The sequence below is a fragment of the Bradyrhizobium sp. LeoA1Lang genome (assembly GCF_055413685.1).
Map to the genome: position 1 here is coordinate 44150 of NZ_JBVAPG010000031.1, position 17905 is coordinate 62054.

Below are 17905 nucleotides of genomic sequence, written 5' to 3' on the forward strand. Positions count from 1 at the left end.
GACAGCGGAAATCTGCCATCGCAGCATCAAGGCTCCTCTGCATCAAGCTGGGAGCGCCGGATGTCGTTACCCCAGGCAAGTCACACGACAGGCCTGCGAGGCGCTCGCTTTTCGCCCCCGCGAGCGCCGGCCACGATGGTCGAGCGGGCGCACCTGCTGGGCCTGATTGGCGAAAGCGTCGCGCAGCTGACGCTGATCTGCGCCCCGACCGGTTTTGGAAAAAGCACGCTGATGCAGCAATTGCGGCGGCGCTTCCAGGCGCGTGGCATCGCTACGGTCTGGCTGCAGGTGGAGCGGGCTGACAATCAGCTCGGTCGCTTCCTGCAATCGTTGAAGGGGGCAATTCAGACGGCGTTCGGGGAGCCTGTCGCCAGCCCGTCCATGGAAACGCCCGCGACAAATGCGAATCCGGTACAGGGCAGGGCAGCTGACCTGATCGAACGACTATCGCTCTCCGACGCTCCAATCGCCCTGTTTTTTGACGATCTCGAACTAATCGTTGATGAGAGCGTCTGGGCCTTCTTGCAGCGTCTGCTGGCTGATCTTGACATGCATCATCGCGTCGTTCTCGCCAGCCGCACGAAGCCGCCTTTGGCGCTCGGCCGGCTGCGCGCGTATGGCCAGCTTCTTGAACTTGACCAGGCGGAATTGCGTTTTACACCGGAGGAGACCCAGACGTTTCTTGAACGTCAAAACATCGGCGTTGCAGCAATCCGGGCGCTGCAACAGCACACGGAAGGGTGGCCCGCCGCGCTGCAGCTCGCGGCAATTGCTGTGAACGGCAGATACGGATCCGATGCGCTGCGGGCTATTTCGGGCGCGAGCGCAAGTGTCGCCGAGTATCTGGCGCAGGAAGTGCTCGACAGTCGACCGGGCCCGCAACGCGATTTCCTGCTGCGTTCCGCCGTTCTTGGCCAATTTTGTGCTGAGTTGTGTGACGCTGCGCTGGAGCGAGGCGATAGCAATGAGATGATCGCGCAGATCGTGCGCGACAATCTTCTCCTCGTTCCGATCGACGCGGAGGAGCGCTGGTATCGCTATCATCCGTTATTTGCGGATTTCCTGCGTGTTCGCATGGCGCAGGAGAGACAGGGCGAGTTGCAGCCGTTGCATCGGCGCGCGGCCTGCTGGACCTCCGCCCATGGTTTCATGAACGAAGCCATTACACATGCGCTGTCGGCAAAGGATCACATGTTCGCCGCCGATCTGCTCGCAGCATCGGCCATGGACAATCTTCATTCCGGCCGGGTGGCGGACACCGCACACGCCATTGCACTGCTGCCCGACGCCGAAGTCTACCGCCGGCCGGCGCTGCTGCGGGCCGCGGCCTTCGCGGCGATCTTTGCCCATCGCTATGATGCTGCCAGACGATACATGGACGTCATTGAACGGGCTGATGAGGTTGGAACGGATGGCGATGATGAGATCGTTGCCATGCGCCTCATGATGCTCGGCTGGACCGACGGCATTCCCGACTTGCTTCGAGCCGTTGATGAATTGCGCAACAGATCGTCGCATTTCGGCCGGTTCACGGCGGGGCTCGCCAGCAATGCGAGCGCTTTCTGCCATCTTGCGCTCGGGCGCTACGATGAGGCGCAGCGCGCGCTCGCGCAGGCGCGCGAGGCCTGCGAACCGATCGATGCGCTGTATGTCTTGAGTTATAGCGCGTGCTTCGCCGCGGCCATCGAACTTAATCTCGGGCAGGTCGCGGCCGCGCGCGCAACACTTGAACGTGCGTTCAACCGGGCCATCGCGGGCGGCGAACGCTATGGCGGCGCCGGCGCCGTCGTCGCGACCTACCTTGCGGAGTGTCTCTATGAAGCCAATGCGCTCGACGCCTGTCAGGCGCTTGTCGATGACTACATGCCGATCGTGATCGAGACCGGCATGCCGGATCACTTGATCGTGCTGCATCGTATTGCGGCGCGACTGCACTTCTTACGCGGACACGGCGATGACGGCCAGTCGCTGCTGGTGCAGCTCGGTGAGATCGGTGCTCGCCGCGGCCTTCGCCGCCTGACTGCCGCTGCATGGCTCGAGCGCTCCTACGCATCGTTGCGGAGCAACAATAATGAAGGTGCGCGCCGCGCGCTCGCCGCCGGCAGCGACGCGGCTCTCTGGGACAGCCTTGGCGCGTTCAATCCGCACGCCGGCGAAATCGACGACGTCATGATTGCCGGACTGCGCCTTCGGCAGGCGACAGGCGATAGCAATGAGACGGTTCCGGAAATCCGCGCCGAGCGGCAGCGCGCCGAGGCAGCCGGACGTCGACGCCGGGCGTTGCGGCTGTTGTTTCTTGAGGCGCAAGCGCTCGAATCAGGCGGCCGACGACGTGAGGCCAGCGCGGCGTTCGATGAGGCGGTGATGCGCGCTGCGGACGGCGGGATGGTGCGGGTACTCGCCGACGAGAGCTGGGCGACTGAGCCGCTTGTGGTTCGTTCTGCCGTCATGAGGGAGCCGCGCACGGTCGGTTTGTTGCGCGAGCTCAAGGAGCCAATTGCCGCGATGACGACGACGGCGCTTCGAGATCGCAGGGCTGAGGTAACGGGAAACGCGGTTCGGCTTACCACCCGCGAGGTACAGATTTTGCGATTGATCTGGAAAGGAAGCTCGAACAAGGCGATCGCCCGAGACCTGTTCTTGACCGAAAACACAATCGAAACGCACCTGCGGCGCATCTACGAGAAGCTCGGAACGCGCAAGCGTACGCAGGCTGCGGCCATTGCGCGTGAAGCCGGTGCGATTTAGTGCAGAAGAAAAGTCATCATGCTCTAATGCGCGTTAGGCCAACCTTCCAGCGCCTGTGCGAGGCAACCGACCAGAGTTTCTGCTTCAAAAGGCTTGCGGAGGAAAGAGGCGGCCCCGCTCGACATCGCCCTTTCTTCGAGATCCGGCTCGGCGCGCGCGGTGATCATAATGACGGGCACGGCGCCATGATGTAAGCTGAGCTGCCGTTTGAGTTCGAAGCCATTCATCCCGGGCATCTGGATGTCGGTGATTGCGCAGGAAAACCGCTCGAGCTCGTGGGACGCGAGGAACTCTTCGGCGGAGGCGAACGCACGAACATCGTGGCCAAGCGATCGGATGAGGCTCGCGAGTGCGTCGCGCATGGACGGATCATCGTCCACGATCGAAATGAGATGTCCGTTCGCCATGCTGCAGCCCCTATCGAGCCGACCTCAAGCCAATCTCCACCCGGCATTGCGCGCTGTTGCTTGATCGTTCTCCGGAGCTTCCCTCAATCTGATCGGCTCTTCAGTGCGTCCGCCATTCGAACAAGGTCGGCCAGCGAACGGGCGCCCATCTTTCGCATTGCGGCGCCGCGATGGATCTTGACCGTCACTTCGCTCAGACGGAGATCTGCGGCGATTTGCTTGTTCATCTTGCCGGCGGTGACCAATGCCATGACTTCGCGCTCCCGTGGCGAAAGCATCGCATAGCGATCGACGACGGCAACCGCTTGGCTTTCGCTCGCGCGCTGCAACCGATTGCGATTGATGGCGGCGGTTACCGCGTCGATCATGTCCTGGTCACGGAACGGTTTTGGAAGGAAATCGACCGCGCCCGCCTTCATGGCGCGGACGGTCATTGGAATGTCGCCATGGCCGGTCATCAGTACCACCGGCAAGCGTATCCCGAGCGTCGTAAGCTCTTCCTGGAAATCCAGTCCGCTCGCCCCCGGCAGGCGGATATCGAGCACAATGCAGCCGGGTTGTTCCGGTCGCTCCGCGCTCAGAAATTCCTGGGTTGAACCATAGGTCCGTGCAGTCAACCCGACCGTGCGAAGCAGGCTGGCAAGTCCAGCGCGCAGCGAGTCGTCGTCATCGACGATGTGAACGAGAGGGGGCTCGTCTGACACCTGGGGCATCTCAAATCCACCCGGCAGGAGGATCACACTCAATACCATGATGCCGGCCATCGGCATCATCACACGAAAGTATGATCGATGGCCAGAAAAGCGTGCGGCGTCATCGAATCTCCGGCCGCCCGTCCACAATGAGGGGGCGACCAGCGAGGGCATCGCCCGATCGCTCCGCAAGCATTTTGTATGAAACATGCAAGTCTTGTTCGAATTGATCATTCGATTGGCGCCACCGCCCCGATCGTTTGCAAGAACGAGGGTGGCAGGATCACCCGTACTCACACCAAGGTGTGAGACAATCAGACCCATGCACGATTGGCGCCGGGTGGCGAGTTAATCATCCTCGCCCACACGCTCAACAATGGGCCGACCTTCGCAGAACGGCTGGTCTCTCGTATTCGCTACAGAAGTGGCAAGAAAAGATCTAACAGGGGAACGCGAGATGTTCAAAGCGCTGGATGAACGAAGAAACGAGTCTTCAGTGTGGAGGTTGCAAGCGCCGGCTACAGATGGATGTCCGGAGGTCTCGTCGTTGCGACTTTTCACGGTTGGCTCGGCTGACATGGCAATCGCCCTTCCTTCCGGTCCCCATGTCCGGGGCGGCCTGCCCCCAAGGGTGTTGCGGAGGGTGCGCGAATACATTGATGCGCACATCGAGCAGCGGATCAGCGTCGAAGCGCTGGCCAAACTCGCAAATCTTTCAGTTTGCTATTTCGTCCGCGCCTTTAAGCAGTCCGTGGGCCTTACTCCACACGACTATCTGGTTCGCCGCCGAGTGGAGCGGACGATGGAGCTCTTGTCGGAGACGGATCTGTCACTCTCTGAGATCGCGCTGGCGGCCGGCTTTTCCGACCAAAGCCATTGTGCGCGGCGCTTTCGCCAGCACGTCGGCATGTCACCGCGCGACTATCGCTGGTCGATACCGTGAGGCCTTGCCGTCGTTAGAGCGTGATGACTTCGGATCGTTATCCCGCTTGACCCTCCATTTGAGCATGATCCCGGCTTCCAGAGTGTCGAGATACTCCCGGACGGATCGATACCGCCATAGCGACCAAGATGACGAAGGATGCCTACAAGCAAGGAGAAAAGGACGAGGATCTTTTCGTTCTCGTTGCTGGTGACAGGGATTATGTGCCGACGCTGCTTGAACTCGCTGAGGATGGATTTAAGGTCGAAGTCGTGTTCTGGGGGCATTGTGCGCGAGAGCTTCGAGACGCGGCGTCAAATTTCATCAACCTCGACCCGCATCTCGAAAACCTTCGCTGTTAGTGCGTGCGGATGATTATTGCTTAACGTGATCAAGGTATAGGTCGGCGACCCGCATACGATTACCAACCGGCAAGCCGACTGCGAAATCTAGCCGGTCGCTGGTGATGGGTCCACTCCCTAAGGGTGAAGTGAACCGTTTGGACCTTGCGAGCTATCTTGGTTCGCTGAGTGGGGCGGCGTTCTTTCTTCGCTGCGACGCTCGCGACGCGATCGTTAGGATTAATGGCGACGCTGTAGTAACACCATCTCATCACAGATCTTCCCGTAGACCTTTGAAGACGGGGGTCACACCTTCGCCGCCGATTTGGCGCGGTATCGATCGGGGGCAAGCAGCTTCGCCTCAACACAGTTGCCCTCGTGCGCAATCCGCTTCGACTATGGTCTTGCCCGTCAGCGATATAGACAACTGTGAGGTGTTGCCGCTAGACGGTGGGAGTGCGGCAGAGCTCGCCGGCTACCAGGACGCTGCGCACTCCCAAGGAGCGGCCGCGGTGAGCGAGGCCGAGATCGACAAGGCCGAGCTCGCAGGGCAGGCGAGTGGCGTTTCGCCTGATTGAGCAGCGGAGCCGGCAAGGGATGTGTCGATCCTTCGTGGTTCGACGCTACGGGGCCCACGCAGCAATCCAGAGCATTAACCCAGACAGCGGGGACTTTGGTAGTGCGTGCCGTTCAGACGGTTCTTCTTGTGGTGCGGGAGCAGCCCGGCGACGCTATTAATGACGGGCGCACTGCATGCTGCATTCACCCGGCGGGGCGCTGGAGCTTCCGGCTGCAGGAGCCAAGTTCAAGATTTTTGGCGCTTGCTCAGAAAAGCACCTCTGTGCAAGACAATTGTTCCCGAAAGCGCAACAAAGGAACCGCACCGTGACAGCCTCTCTTGACGGCGAAATTCGTGGCGGACGCCATCACATGCAGGTCCGCGTCTATTTTGAAGATACCGATTCTGGCAAGATTGTTTATCATGCAAATTTTTTGCGGTTCATGGAACGCGGCAGAACGAATTACTTGCGCCTGCTCGGAACCAATCAGCAAGCGCTGCTCGAAGAAGCGTGGAACGATGCTCCCGGCTTTGCCTTCGTCGTCCGTTCGATGACAATCGATTTTCTAAAGCCTGCGGTTTTGGACGACGTGCTTGATGTCGTCACGCTCCCACAAGAAGTGAGAGGCGCGTCAATTGCCTTGCTGCAGGAATGCAGGCGCGGAGACGATCTCCTAGTCACGGCGCGTGTACGCGTGGCGTTTATCGCAGGCGGAAAAGCGCAGCGCATTCCCAAGGCGCTGCGGCTTGCTATGGAGGGGCATAGATAAATCTGCTCCTCGTTCACGCGTTGGCCGTCCATCGACCCAATTGCGACATCGTCAAACCAGTGTTTTCCGGCATCGTCTATCACGCCAATTATCTGCGCTTCATGGAGCGCGGCCGTACCAACCATTTGCGGCTGATGGGCGCCGAGCAGCATGCGCTGTTCGCGGAGACCGAGGTGGAGACGCCGGGCTTTGTGTTCGTCGTGCGCTCGATGGAGCTCGACTTCCTAAGGCCCGCGCGGATGGACGATGTGCTCGACGTCGTGACCTGGCCGGTCGCGGTGAAGGGCGCCTCGATCACGCTGGCGCAGGAAGTGCGGCGCGGCGAGGACGTGCTGGTCAAAGCGCAGGTGCGCGTCGCCTTCATTAGTGAGGGCAAGGCGCAGCCGATTTCGAAAGCGCTGCGGCTGTTGTTGAAGGCCGATGTGGCTTGATCGCAGCACCAACCTTGCAGCCCGGATGGAGCGAAGCGCAATCCGGGACTGCCGTATCCGCGTTTGCGACAACCCCGGATTACGCTTCGCTCCATCCGGGCTACGGGTGCGTGTTACGCCGCCGCCTTGTGGCGCGCGATCTCGGCCTTGTAGAGCTCGAACTCCTCCGCGATTGCTTTTGCCACGGAAGGCCGTGCGCGCAGGCGCTCATAGTAGGCCTTCAACGCCGGCCATTTTGCCAGTTCGACCGGCGGCGTCGCCATGGTCCAGTTGATGACGGTGACGAGATAGGCATCCGCCACGCTGAAATGGTCGAGCAGGTATTCGCGCCCCTTCAGATAGTTCTCGAGATAGTCGAGCCGCGAAAGGTTCTTCTCCACCACATAGGTCTTCGCGTCCTGCGGCGCCTTCGTGTCCAACAGCGTCACGAACAGGCCCTTGTGCAGTTCAGTGCCGATGAAGCAGAGCCACTGATGCAGCCGGCTGCGCTCCATGCCGGCGCCGCTGCCGAGATTCGCCTGCGGGAAGCGGTCCGCGACATATTGCAGGATCGCGGCGTTCTCGGTCAGCACTGCGCCGTCATCGGTGCGGAGCGTCGGCACCAGGCCAAGCGGATTGACCTCTGTGAAATCCGAGCCGTCCTTCAGCACCGCCTTGGTTTTCGGATCGACCTCGAGATAGTCGGCGCTTGCGCCCGCTTCATACAGCGCGATGCGGGTCGCCATCGAGCAGGCGAGCGGCGAGAAATAAAGCTCCATGGGTGCCTCCTTGGCGGGTCGGCCCGGCAGCCGGGCCTCGTGTTGATTTTTGTACTGTTCTGCATAGTATAGTTTCGGTCAAGGAATTTTCTGTGAAATGGTACAAAAAAAGAAGAAGCTGCCATCTGCTGCCAAACCATCGGCTGACAAAAAGGCTGATGCCGCGGAGCCGAAGCGGCGCGGCCGGCCGCGCGCCTATGAGCCCGATGTCGCGCTCGGCAAGGCGCTCGACCTGTTCCGCAAGCGCGGCTTTGCCGCAACCTCGCTCGACGACCTCAGTGCCGCGACCGGCATGAACCGGCCGAGCCTCTATGGAGCATTCGGCGACAAGCGCGAGCTCTACATCAAGAGCTATCGGCGCTACCGCGATGATGCGCGCGCTGCGATGGTCGACATCTTCCGGGAGGAGTTGCCGATCCGCGAAAGGCTGATGCGCATCTATGCGGTGGCGCTCGATATCTATCTTTCCGGCGATTCTCCGCGCGGCTGCTTCACGGTGGTGACGGCAGCCTCCGACGCGGTCGCCGATCCCGAGATCCGCGCTTTGGCGCTCGACGGCTTCGTCGAGCTCGACAAGGCTTTTGCCTCGTGCTTCCGCCGCGGTAAGGAAAAGGGCGAGCTATCGCCGGCGGCTGACGTTACCGCGCTCGCGCAACTCGCCTCCGCCACGCTCCACACCATCGCGCTGCGCGCGCGCGCTCGTGTCTCGCGCAAGGAATTGGAAGCCCTCGTCAACGGTGCCATCGACGTGATGTGCCGCTAAGCGTCGCATAGTCCATCGTCGTCCCAGAGTGTTTTCGAGCGAGGCATGCCCTCGGACCTGATCCGAGGGTGGACGCCGGTTCGCATAGCGATCAAGTTTACGTAGATCGCGTAGACTTATTGCGCAGAAAACGTGTTAGAATAGAAGGTGTGCGACGACCAATATTACGTCTGCAACCCTTTAAAACAGAAATGAAACAGCGCCGTCACCGCACCTCTCCATCGTTGGCGATGCGAGCAGGTGAAGATGACGAGCTACCCGGTCAGAACACTCCTGCTTGCGCTGATTACTCGGTCACGGTGCGAGATGATCGAACATCTCCCCCTCTGAAAAAGGAGCAAAAATGGCCCGAATTGTCTCAATCTGTTTCGGACTGATCGCCTATGCAATCTTCGTGGGCACAATTCTTTATATGATCGGCTTCGTCTTCGGCGCGGTCGTGCCGAAAGGCATCGACTCAGGGCCCGCCACGCCAACGCTCGAGGCGGTGATCATCAATCTTCTGCTCTTGTCGCTCTTCGCTCTCCAGCACAGCGTGATGGCCCGCAGGTCATTCAAGCAGTGGTGGACCCGGTTCATTCCAAATGCAATCGAGCGAAGCGTGTATGTCCTTCTCGCCAGTCTGGCCCTGATCTTGCTGGCTTGGCAATGGCGCCCGATTCCCGCGATAATCTGGAGCGTTGCGGATCCGACCGCCGCCATGGGGCTGCAAGGGCTGGCACTGTTCGGCTGGTTCATCGTGCTGTTCGCCAGCTTCCAGATAAACCACTTTGAGCTGTTCGGACTGAAACAGGTGTTCGCAAATCCAGCCGCCAGCGCTGTCGGCTCTCGTTTCAAGACTCCATTTTTGTACAGACTGGTACGCCATCCACTCTATCTAGGCTTCATCATCGCGTTCTGGTCGACGCCAACAATGACGGCTGGGCACTTTCTATTCGCAGCCGTCGCAACAGCCTACATCTTCATTGGCGCCAGCCTGGAGGAGCGCGATCTGATTGCGTTGTTTGGCGATCAGTATCGGCAGTACCGGGGGCGAGTCGCGATGCTGGTGCCCTGGCCTCGCTCCTTCAAAGCCGATCGCTATACAACCGAGCCTAACGCCAGCGACCGCTGAGGCCCCGGAGATATCCGCGACCAAAGCAGAACAAGACGTACCCGCGTCGCTCGATGTGAGAGCCGCCGCGGGTCGTCATTCTCCCTTCATGCTGCCTCCAGACTTGTCCGTAGCGCTCCCGTGAAAAAACTCTCTTCGAGATCGGATAGGAAAGCATCCACCAGTCGGCCACGATGGCGGAATGCTTTATGGCTTGCACCACTCTTGCTGGCCTCATTGACTCTGCTGACGGATCGTGCAGCCGCGGCGGAACAGGTGGATCCTACGCCGCGGATCGCCATCATTTCGGCATATACCCCCGAATGGCTCGCGCTCAAAAATGCAATGAGCGCGACCCGGACGGAGATCATAGCGGATGTGACTTACATCGTGGGTCAACTCGAGGGCAAAGATGTCGTTCTTTTCCTCAGCGGCGTGTCAATGGTCAACGCTGCCATGACCACGCAGGGCGCAATTGATCATTTCAAGATCAGGCGCATCGTCTTCTCCGGAATTGCCGGCGGCATCAACCCCAGTCTTTCAGCAGGGGATGTCGTCGTGGCCGACCGCTGGTCTGAATATCTCGAATCCGTCTTTGCCCGGAAAGCCGGGGCCGGCTGGTCGATACCGAACTGGCTCGGCAAGACGCTGCCGAACTACGGCATGATCTTCCCCCGTGCGGTAGGAATTGCTCATCCGGGTGAGCGCGAGCCGGAAAAGCGCTTCTGGTTTGACGTCGATCCGACCATGCTGGAGACCGCGCGTTCGGTCGCGACGAAAGTCGAGCTGAAGGCCTGCTTAAAGCCGGCTGTCTGCGGAGCCACACATCCCCGTGTCGTCATCGGAGGCGCCGGCGTCTCCGGCCCGGCGTTCATTGACAATGCCGAATTCCGCAAGTGGATCTATGACACCTTCAAGGCCAACCTCGTCGACAATGAAAGTGCGCCAGTCGCCCACGTGGCCTATTCGAACCACATCCCCTTCATAGCCTTCCGAGGCTTGTCGGATCTGGCCGGCGGCGATGCCGGCGAAAACACGGAGAATGAGCTCGAACACCTGGCTTCGGACAACGCCGCCACCGTGGTCAAAGCATTTCTCCACGCTCTCCCAGCTCAAGAGCCTTCTGAGCGCCGCCCTGGCGAAGCGAGCAAATAACATAGACCTGTAGCTGCGCAGGGAGGAATGCGGGCTCTCGCCAACCATGCGCGAGACGTGCTCGCGGTCTCATCTCATTTTTTTCTCATGACCGCATCATGACTTCGGCATCGCCGACCTTTACCCAGAAGCCAGGCCTGCCGCGCAACGTCGTGGTGGTGATACCTGCAGACCTATCGGGCGCTCTCTGGAGAGCGCCCGCGTGTTGAAGAATAGGGCCGACTACTGGCCCCGATAAGCCTTAATCTTTTCTTCGACCTCTCTCTTCACGGCCTCAAGGTTGAAGCTCGCCGGCGCCTGCATCGGAGGGTAGTCGATGGCCGTTTGCGCCAATTTGGCAACCTCTTGCTGAACAAGCACGAAGCGCCAGAATTCGCGGGCCATGAAATCATTCATGTAACCTCCGCCCATATTGTTCAGGCTTTCGCCGCGGATTGACGGCGTCCGCTCAAACGGGTCTTGGCGGATGTTGACCATGGTCGGCATATCGGTGGTGTCCTTCTCGCCCGGCCACCCGTGTGGCTGCTGGAAGAACTGAAACTTGAAGTTATCGTGGCGAAGCGCACCGAGAAGCGGACCGGCGAAATAGAAGATCTCATGGCGGACGGAGGGACCCCTGCCCGTCAGCAGATCCATCTGATTGTAACCGTCGAGGTGGTTCTTGTAGGTGCGGCCTTCCAGCGTCACGCCCTTGAGAAGCTGGTCGGTAATGTTCGGGTTTCCCGCCGCAGCGGTAAGTGTCGGGAACCAGTCGAGCCCAGAGACGATTCCATTCTCGACCAACCCCGGCTTGATGCGGCCCGGCCAGCGAATGATGGCCGGCACGCGGAAGCCGCCCTCATAGCTGGTCCCCTTGGTGGCCTTGAACGGGGTCATGCCGCCATCCGGCCAGGTGAACACCTCGGCGCCGTTGTCCGTTGTGAAGATGACAATGGTGTTGTTGGTTTCGCCGATGTCATCGATATGCTTGAGCAGGGCGCCCACGCTGTCGTCGAGCTGCGCCATGCCGGCTTCCTCGAGACCGTAGTTCGTGTCGTTGTTCTGCATCGCGCTGTACTTCTTCGACAGGAACGTCCAGACGTGCATGCGCGTCGTGTTGTGCCAGACGAAGAAAGGTTTGCCGTCGCGCTTGGCCTTATCCATGAAGTCACTGGACGATTTGACCAACACCTCGTCGAAGGTGGTCATGTCGTACTTCGGCTTCAGGAACGGCAGATCATGCATATTCGGGACGTTCGACATGTCGGGGAACGGCGGCAGCGGCCCCTCGTCGACGATCCTTTGCTTGCCGATCTTGCCCCAGCGCGGCATCTCGGTGGGGTCGTCATTATCCGTCGCGTAGCTGTGGATCAGGCTGCGCGGGCCATACTTGTCGTAGTAGTCCTGGTTGGCGGGGAACGAGTACCAGTACGGATCAGACATCGCGTCGAGGTGATATAGATATCCGAAGAATTCGTCGAAGCCGTGCACCGTCGGCAGATATTTGTTGAGATCGCCGAGGTGGTTCTTGCCGAACTGCCCCGTTGCGTAGCCGAGCGATTTGAGCACGGTGGCGAGTGTCACGGCTTGGTCCGGGATGCCAACATCGGCACCAGCCTGACCGACAGTCGTTAGCCCCGTGCGGATTGGTAACTCGCCAGTGATGAAGTTGGCGCGCCCTGCTGTGCAGCTCGCTTCGGCGTAGTAGTCGGTGAACATCATGCCTTCGGACGCCAGCTTGTCGAGGTTTGGCGTCTTGCCGGACATCATTCCGCGGTGATACGCGCCGACGTTGAACCAGCCGACATCGTCTCCCATGATGACAAGAATGTTCGGCGGCCGTTGCTGCTGCGCGGCCGCCGGTGGTGCGGCCGCCACCAACACGGCTGCGAACAGCGCAAGTACGCCGATCCAAAGGGTCCTTCGGATACTCATGACCTGTTCCCTTCCTCGAACTGATGTCGATTGCAATACATAACACCTCTCGGAGCGCACCGTGCAGCGAGCGCATCCGAGCGAGCCTTCCGCCTCTTGCTCTTCAGCCTATTAAAGGTGGCCTGACCGCGACTATGCACTTCCGGCAGATCGCATCCCGAGGTAGGGGCCTCAGTTTGCGGGTATGCGCGTCAAGGCGCCCACCACGGCCTCCGCAGTCTCCAGCGCTCCCTCCACCCATCCCTGGTTGGTCGACCAGGCCTCGCCGACGATGTGCAGCGCCATTCCCGGCACCGGCGCCGCGATTGTCTTCATGAGCTCCCAGCTCTTCACGCCCTGATTCCAGGTGTGCCAGGCGCCACCGTACGGATCTTCTTCCCAGTTCATGAAGCCGACCGACAGCGGTGCTGGCATGGGCTGATCGAGCCCGTGCACGACACCGATCTGGCGGCGGACTTCTGTCGCCACGGGGCCATCAGGATCGAGCACGGTGAATCCGCTGGCGGCCGGCTGCTCCAGGCGCCGCAAGCCGGCCCAGTAATCGAGCTGCGGACGATCGAAATAGCCCATGGTCAGGTGGCCTGTCGCGCCTGCTGGCCGGTCAGGCTCGGTGCCGAAATAGTGGATCTGCCGGATCGGCAGGTCGGTCGTCGCCCGTCCGCTGGTCAGACCGAGCGGACGCCACCAGGGCTGCTCATGGGCGACGAAGACCTTGCCAAGCGGCCGCGGCGTCACGGTTGCAAGCAGAGCTGCAACGCGTGGTTCTTTCAACGCGGCGCAGTCGCCGATGAGTTCGATCGCCCGGCGTGGCAGCGCAAGTACGACACGGCGCGCACGAACGGCGCGCGGTCCCTCAGGCGTTGCAAAGACGAGTTCGTGCAGGCCATCGCCTGTCTGGGCCGGACCGCGTAATGAGACTAACCGATGCTGGCGATGAATGGTGCTGCCCTCGCGCACGACGGCGGCCGCAAGGGCGTTCGGCAAGGCCTGCATGCCGTCCACCAGAGTTTTTTCGGTCGGGCTGCTGATATACTCGGCAACCAGCGACAATGCGTCGGCGGCATTCCAGTTGCGCACGACCGAACTGTAGCCAAGGCCCATTTCGATGAACTGCAGCGCCTCGTCCGACAGGAATCGGCCGAGCAGATTGCAGAACCCCCAGTTGATCAATGGAAAGCCGTCGAGAGTGAGCGACTCTTTTGTCTTCGCCCACTCGTCGGGTTCCAGGTGTTTCAGGGCGGGCATGACCTGTTGGACGGCTTTGACAATCAATTCGACCGCATCGAGATAAAGCTCATCCGAGCGCAGCCTGTAGGGGACGGGTTGCTTCTTCGCGATGTCGCCGGCCCGCCACTGCCTGCCGCGGGCATAGAAAATATTCTCCGGGCCGCCCACAGGGAATTCGCGAATCCTGAGACCGAATTTCGCCGCGACCGAGGTGATGAGCGCGTGGCTGGAAAGGAAGCGCATCCCGCCGAATTCTGCGGCGATGCCGGTAGTCCCCGGCATGGTCACGCTGAATAGGCGACCGCCGACGCGCGCGGAGGCTTCGAACACGGCAATGCCGCCGGGAGGCTGGCCGTAACCGAGCAGGCGCCACGCGGTGTAGAGGCCGCCAACCCCGGCGCCGACGATAGCTGTGTCCAAGGTGTCACCGGTTGATCGAGATGGATCGTTGCTGTTCATTGCGGGCATTCCTGTCAAATCGAACGATTACGACGCTGCGCGGCCCCTGATGAGGAGTACGCGAGCGATCAAGCGCGCCCCAAGTCTTCCTCTGTCACTACGATAATATTTCTACGCATCGGAATTCGGCTACCGACGAAACATCGCATCGTCATATCTGAATAACTCCACACCACGCGACTGACCAAGTTCGGGGAAGACAGTCTGGTCCGCGTGTGCCTTCGAGATCAAACCGAACCGGTCAAATGCAATTCGGAGTCCGGCGGACCCTGATGCCCTACACTCGCGCGCCGTGACGATCCGGTCCGGCCGGGGAGCCGAGCTAGAACGCAAGTCACATTGATCCTCAACAGACATTTGGTCAGTCCGCTGAGTTCAGGAAAGATGCAATGTTTCGACCGTAACCGAATTCAGATGGGTAGAAATATTTCCGTAGTGAGAGGGGGAAGATCTGGGGCGAGCCTACGACCCGTAGCTGTGCCGGTAGCAACGCGTGAACACTGGTTCGCTTTACGTTTGGAAGCAAACTCTGGCGACTCCAGGGGCCAGGTCGCTCCTAATGCCGGACATGACAAAAGTTAAAGGTCCTGCGTCCACAATGGCAACAGAGCAGCCGGAACGATTGGCGCAGCGGTCTTGCCGAAAATTCTTGCGTTTATTGAGTTTGATTGCTCGCGCAATCTGTCAGCGTCTGCTTGACGCCCTTCGTGCTCACGCAAATCAGCGAGATTGTTCAACAGGATTGCCAATGTTGGGGTTTCTGTCCCGGCGCCGGAGCGCAACAACCCGATCGCCCTGGTGAAGAGCGCTTCAGCTTCGTCGGTCCGACCCAATTGAAGTAGCAGAAGCGCCTTGTTGTTCATGATGCATGCGAGTGCGGGGCTGTCTTCACCAAGCGCGCTTACCAGAATCCCGTTTGCTTCGTCGTAAAGTCCTTCGGCCTCCTTTGGCCGCCCCATGGCGATATAGAGCGATGCGAGCCGACCGAGACTTCCTGCAACTGCCGGATGACGGGGGCCAAGAGCCTTGCGATAAATCGCGAGCGGGCGTGCGTAGTATTTCTCAGCGTCGCCGAACTTGCGGCGCATTTGATAAACTTCCGCGATGCTGGATAATGTGTCGGCGACAATAACAGCATCCGGCCCCACGATGCGCTCGCAGATTGCGAGTGCCCGTTGAAGGAGCTCTTCCGCGGAGTCGGCGTCCCCCATTATGATGCGTAGCTCAGCGACCGCCTCAAGTGCCGGCACGATAGCGACATTGTCCGGGCCAAACCACTTCTCCTTGATTTCCAGCATTTTCGACGCGTATCCACCAGCCTCCTCGAATTGACGCTGGGCCATCGCGAGACGAGCAAGGTCCGCGTAACTGTCCGCCACCTCGGTATGGTTAGTTCCAAATGTGGACTGGCGAATCGCGAGGGCCCGGCGGAAGAGCCGATCAGCCTCTGCGAACTCCGCACGATCCTGATGGATCATTGCCAGCGGCAACAAGGCTCGCACGACGTAGATGTGGTCAGGGCCAACGGCCTTCTGGTAGATGGCGAGCGGACGGTCAGCAAGTTGTGCCGCATCGGCAAAACGGCCTTGTCTGCGCAAGACCCGTACCAGACTGACCAAGGTGTCGGCAATTTCGTAGTGATCGGGTCCCAGGAGTCTCTCTCGGCCTGCCAGTACCTGGCGCAACATCTGTTCTGCCTCGGGGAAGCGACCGAGACCGTCGAGTGTCAACGCCAAGGCCTGCATGTCACCAAGAGGATGGCGTTCCCCAGATCCAAATGCTGCTTCACGAATGGCGAGAGAGCGCCGAAAGAGGGGCTCCGCTTCGATGTAGCGGCCTTGCCAACGATAGAGGGCACCCAGATGGTACAGACTTTCTCCAATCGCGGGATCGCTGGGCTGGAGTCGCGCTTCGCGGATGGACAGGGCACGACGCAACAGCGGTTCCGCGTCGGCAAAGCGGCTTTGCATGCGGTAGTTCGTTCCGAGGTACACCAAGCATAGCGCGAGGCCAAGCTCATCTCCAGGAGCGTTTTTTTCCTGGATGGCAATGACTCGCTTGTACGTGACTTCAGCCTCGCTGTAGCGCCCCAAATCCTGGTACAACATGCCCAGAGACGCGAGCGCGTGACCCACCTGGAGTTCGTCAGCCGGCCACACTTTCTCCCGCAGCGCGACCGCTCGCTTCATTGCGGTCTCAGCTTTGGAAAAATCCATTTCGTCCCACCATAATTTCCCGAGTTCGAATGCGGCGTAGGCGGCAACAGCTTCGGTGCCGAGGCGATTGTCGGTGACTTCGAGTGCTGCGCTGAAATGCTGTTCTGCTTTGGGCAACTGGCGCTGTAAGACCGCAATAGATCCGAGCAGAGAATGCATCCGTGCCGTGAGCACACTGTAACGTCCGAACACCTGGTCGCGAATTTTCAGCGCTCGCTCGGCCGCCCTCCAGGCCTCGTCGTATTTTTGCTGGTCCCTGTAAAAGATCGCGTGCCATTCAAGGACATAGGACGCTTCGAAACTCTGCGGCCCCTGCGCCTGCTCCACAGCCCGCAGGGCCTTCTCATAAAGCGCGTCGGCTTCGGCCGGCTTGTTGGCCTTGGCCAAACCGTCCGCCTGACGAACCAACACGTCGGGTCTGGGCAACAAAGAACTCCGCGGCGCGCTGCCGTTCGGTTCGGTTTCGCCAGCAAATGCAATCGGCGGCCCGGACGCCGTCACAATTGCCATTACGTAGATGAGATGGATCGCAATTCCGCGAGAAGCCTGCAACATAAATGGCAACTCCAATGGTTTCCCATTTTCGTGGGAATTTGAAAATCGCAATCTAGGTGTAATTTGTCTGTTGCACAACCGTGTACCAATTCAGCTTTTCGGCGGATAAGGAGAGACCAGCCGCCCTACCTGCGGGCATTCCAGTTAACAGTGTTGCGCTCCATAGCCGTTGGGCTTGCGCGCGTCTGTGATTGTTTCGCTGTTCAAAGCGCAAGGCTGTCTGACTGCGCCCAAGTTCTCGGCCTACCTCCGACAACCGATATGGGATATGGTGAGAGCTGAAGCGCGGTTTAGCTCAGGCCGGACTTGGAAGTGCCTTTGGTGCCGGAAGCTCGTCAGCCTTTCCCCAGCCGACGTGGATGGTGACTGAATCCTTCGACGGCTGCGGGCCAAAAGCGGTCAAGACCCACCTGCACCAATGGCGTCTATGAAGCGGGGAAGTGACAAGCGTAGCCCGTTCGCCCAACGCTGAAATAATACTGTAGCTGGAGAACGGCCATTTCGGCCGCAGACGTTTGCAATTCGCGAATCGCGAGCACCAGGAAAAGCGGCGTCAGGTGAATTCTTTGCGTTTGTTCAGTGTAGCCTGGCGCGGACAACTTTGGTTGAAACGAAGGAGAGTGCCATGACGGCAGATCGATCTGTTGCCGCTGCTGCGGCCAAACTAGGCAAAACCTTCACGGGGCAACTCCTCAAGCCTGCAGATGCAGGCTACGAGGAGGCAAGGAGGGTGCACAACGGGCTGGTGGACAAACGTCCGGCGTTGATGAGCTATGGCGGAATCTGGGTGATGACGGCCTGAGAAGGGCGGCGTATCGAGGCGGGTAACCAGCCAGCCAGAACCTCACATGGGATGGTTCGTGTCAAGGCCATCAATCGCAATGCATCAGCAGTC

Annotated in this window: 16 protein-coding genes; 10 read left to right on the forward strand and 6 right to left on the reverse strand. The window is 60.0% G+C overall.

The window, feature by feature from the left end; translation table 11 throughout:
* Window positions 1–60 precede the first annotated feature (60 nt).
* A complete protein-coding gene (locus tag ACZYOF_RS13560) occupies window positions 61–2748 on the forward strand; it encodes a LuxR C-terminal-related transcriptional regulator (RefSeq protein ID WP_463716067.1) in 2688 nt (895 codons plus the stop codon).
* A 23-nt stretch (window positions 2749–2771) separates the two neighbouring features.
* Here ACZYOF_RS13560 and ACZYOF_RS13565 read toward each other — a convergent pair whose 3' ends face one another.
* Window positions 2772–3155: a response regulator transcription factor gene (locus ACZYOF_RS13565; protein WP_130577844.1), complete on the reverse strand. Its 384-nt coding sequence runs from the start codon at window positions 3153–3155 to the stop codon at window positions 2772–2774.
* Between the two features lie 83 nt (window positions 3156–3238).
* A complete protein-coding gene (locus tag ACZYOF_RS13570) occupies window positions 3239–3868 on the reverse strand; it encodes a response regulator transcription factor (protein WP_130577851.1) in 630 nt (209 codons plus the stop codon).
* Window positions 3869–4304: 436 nt separating this feature from the next.
* Here ACZYOF_RS13570 and ACZYOF_RS13575 point away from each other — a divergent pair, with 436 nt between their 5' ends.
* The 5 genes from ACZYOF_RS13575 (at window position 4305) to ACZYOF_RS13595 (ending at window position 6870) form a co-directional block, all read left to right on the forward strand.
* Window positions 4305–4790: a helix-turn-helix domain-containing protein gene (locus ACZYOF_RS13575; protein ID WP_463716068.1), complete on the forward strand. Its 486-nt coding sequence runs from the start codon at window positions 4305–4307 to the stop codon at window positions 4788–4790.
* Between the two features lie 104 nt (window positions 4791–4894).
* Window positions 4895–5131, forward strand: coding sequence for an NYN domain-containing protein (locus ACZYOF_RS13580; RefSeq protein WP_283813513.1), 237 nt, complete (start codon window positions 4895–4897; stop codon window positions 5129–5131).
* Between the two features lie 413 nt (window positions 5132–5544).
* The gene (locus ACZYOF_RS13585) at window positions 5545–5688 is read left to right on the forward strand and encodes a hypothetical protein (protein ID WP_165421032.1); all 144 of its coding nucleotides are present in this window, start codon (window positions 5545–5547) and stop codon (window positions 5686–5688) included.
* A gap of 175 nt (window positions 5689–5863) precedes the next feature.
* Window positions 5864–6439: a tol-pal system-associated acyl-CoA thioesterase gene (ybgC, locus tag ACZYOF_RS13590; RefSeq protein ID WP_463716069.1), complete on the forward strand. Its 576-nt coding sequence runs from the start codon at window positions 5864–5866 to the stop codon at window positions 6437–6439.
* 20 nt (window positions 6440–6459) lie between these two features.
* Window positions 6460–6870: a YbgC/FadM family acyl-CoA thioesterase gene (locus tag ACZYOF_RS13595; protein WP_463716070.1), complete on the forward strand. Its 411-nt coding sequence runs from the start codon at window positions 6460–6462 to the stop codon at window positions 6868–6870.
* A gap of 113 nt (window positions 6871–6983) precedes the next feature.
* On the opposite strand, the gene ACZYOF_RS13600 is transcribed toward ACZYOF_RS13595, so the two are convergent.
* A complete protein-coding gene (locus ACZYOF_RS13600; RefSeq protein ID WP_463716071.1) occupies window positions 6984–7628 on the reverse strand; it encodes a glutathione binding-like protein in 645 nt (214 codons plus the stop codon).
* Window positions 7629–7725: 97 nt separating this feature from the next.
* Here ACZYOF_RS13600 and ACZYOF_RS13605 point away from each other — a divergent pair, with 97 nt between their 5' ends.
* The 3 genes from ACZYOF_RS13605 to ACZYOF_RS13615 all read left to right on the forward strand — a co-directional run bounded on the left by ACZYOF_RS13605 (window position 7726) and on the right by ACZYOF_RS13615 (window position 10639).
* Window positions 7726–8391 carry a TetR/AcrR family transcriptional regulator gene (locus ACZYOF_RS13605; protein WP_463716072.1) on the forward strand — a complete coding sequence of 222 codons (666 nt, stop codon included), beginning with the start codon at window positions 7726–7728 and terminating at the stop codon, window positions 8389–8391.
* A 343-nt stretch (window positions 8392–8734) separates the two neighbouring features.
* Window positions 8735–9505, forward strand: a complete 771-nt coding sequence (gene mddA, locus ACZYOF_RS13610; RefSeq protein WP_463716073.1) for a methanethiol S-methyltransferase — start codon at window positions 8735–8737, stop codon at window positions 9503–9505.
* A gap of 204 nt (window positions 9506–9709) precedes the next feature.
* A complete protein-coding gene (locus tag ACZYOF_RS13615; protein WP_463716074.1) occupies window positions 9710–10639 on the forward strand; it encodes a 5'-methylthioadenosine/S-adenosylhomocysteine nucleosidase in 930 nt (309 codons plus the stop codon).
* A gap of 222 nt (window positions 10640–10861) precedes the next feature.
* Here ACZYOF_RS13615 and ACZYOF_RS13620 read toward each other — a convergent pair whose 3' ends face one another.
* The 3 genes from ACZYOF_RS13620 to ACZYOF_RS13630 form a co-directional block, all read right to left on the reverse strand.
* Window positions 10862–12553 (reverse strand): arylsulfatase, encoded by a 1692-nt coding sequence (locus ACZYOF_RS13620; RefSeq protein WP_463716075.1) that lies wholly within the window; start codon window positions 12551–12553, stop codon window positions 10862–10864.
* A 171-nt stretch (window positions 12554–12724) separates the two neighbouring features.
* The gene (locus tag ACZYOF_RS13625; protein WP_463716076.1) at window positions 12725–14200 is read right to left on the reverse strand and encodes a flavin monoamine oxidase family protein; all 1476 of its coding nucleotides are present in this window, start codon (window positions 14198–14200) and stop codon (window positions 12725–12727) included.
* Window positions 14201–14817: 617 nt separating this feature from the next.
* Entirely contained in the window at window positions 14818–17010 is a 2193-nt protein-coding gene (locus ACZYOF_RS13630) for a tetratricopeptide repeat protein (RefSeq protein WP_463716077.1), read from the reverse strand.
* 625 nt (window positions 17011–17635) lie between these two features.
* On the opposite strand from ACZYOF_RS13630, the gene ACZYOF_RS13635 reads away from it, so the two are divergent.
* On the forward strand, window positions 17636–17812 hold the full coding sequence (locus ACZYOF_RS13635) for a hypothetical protein (protein WP_463716078.1): 177 nt from the start codon (window positions 17636–17638) through the stop codon (window positions 17810–17812).
* Window positions 17813–17905 lie beyond the last annotated feature (93 nt).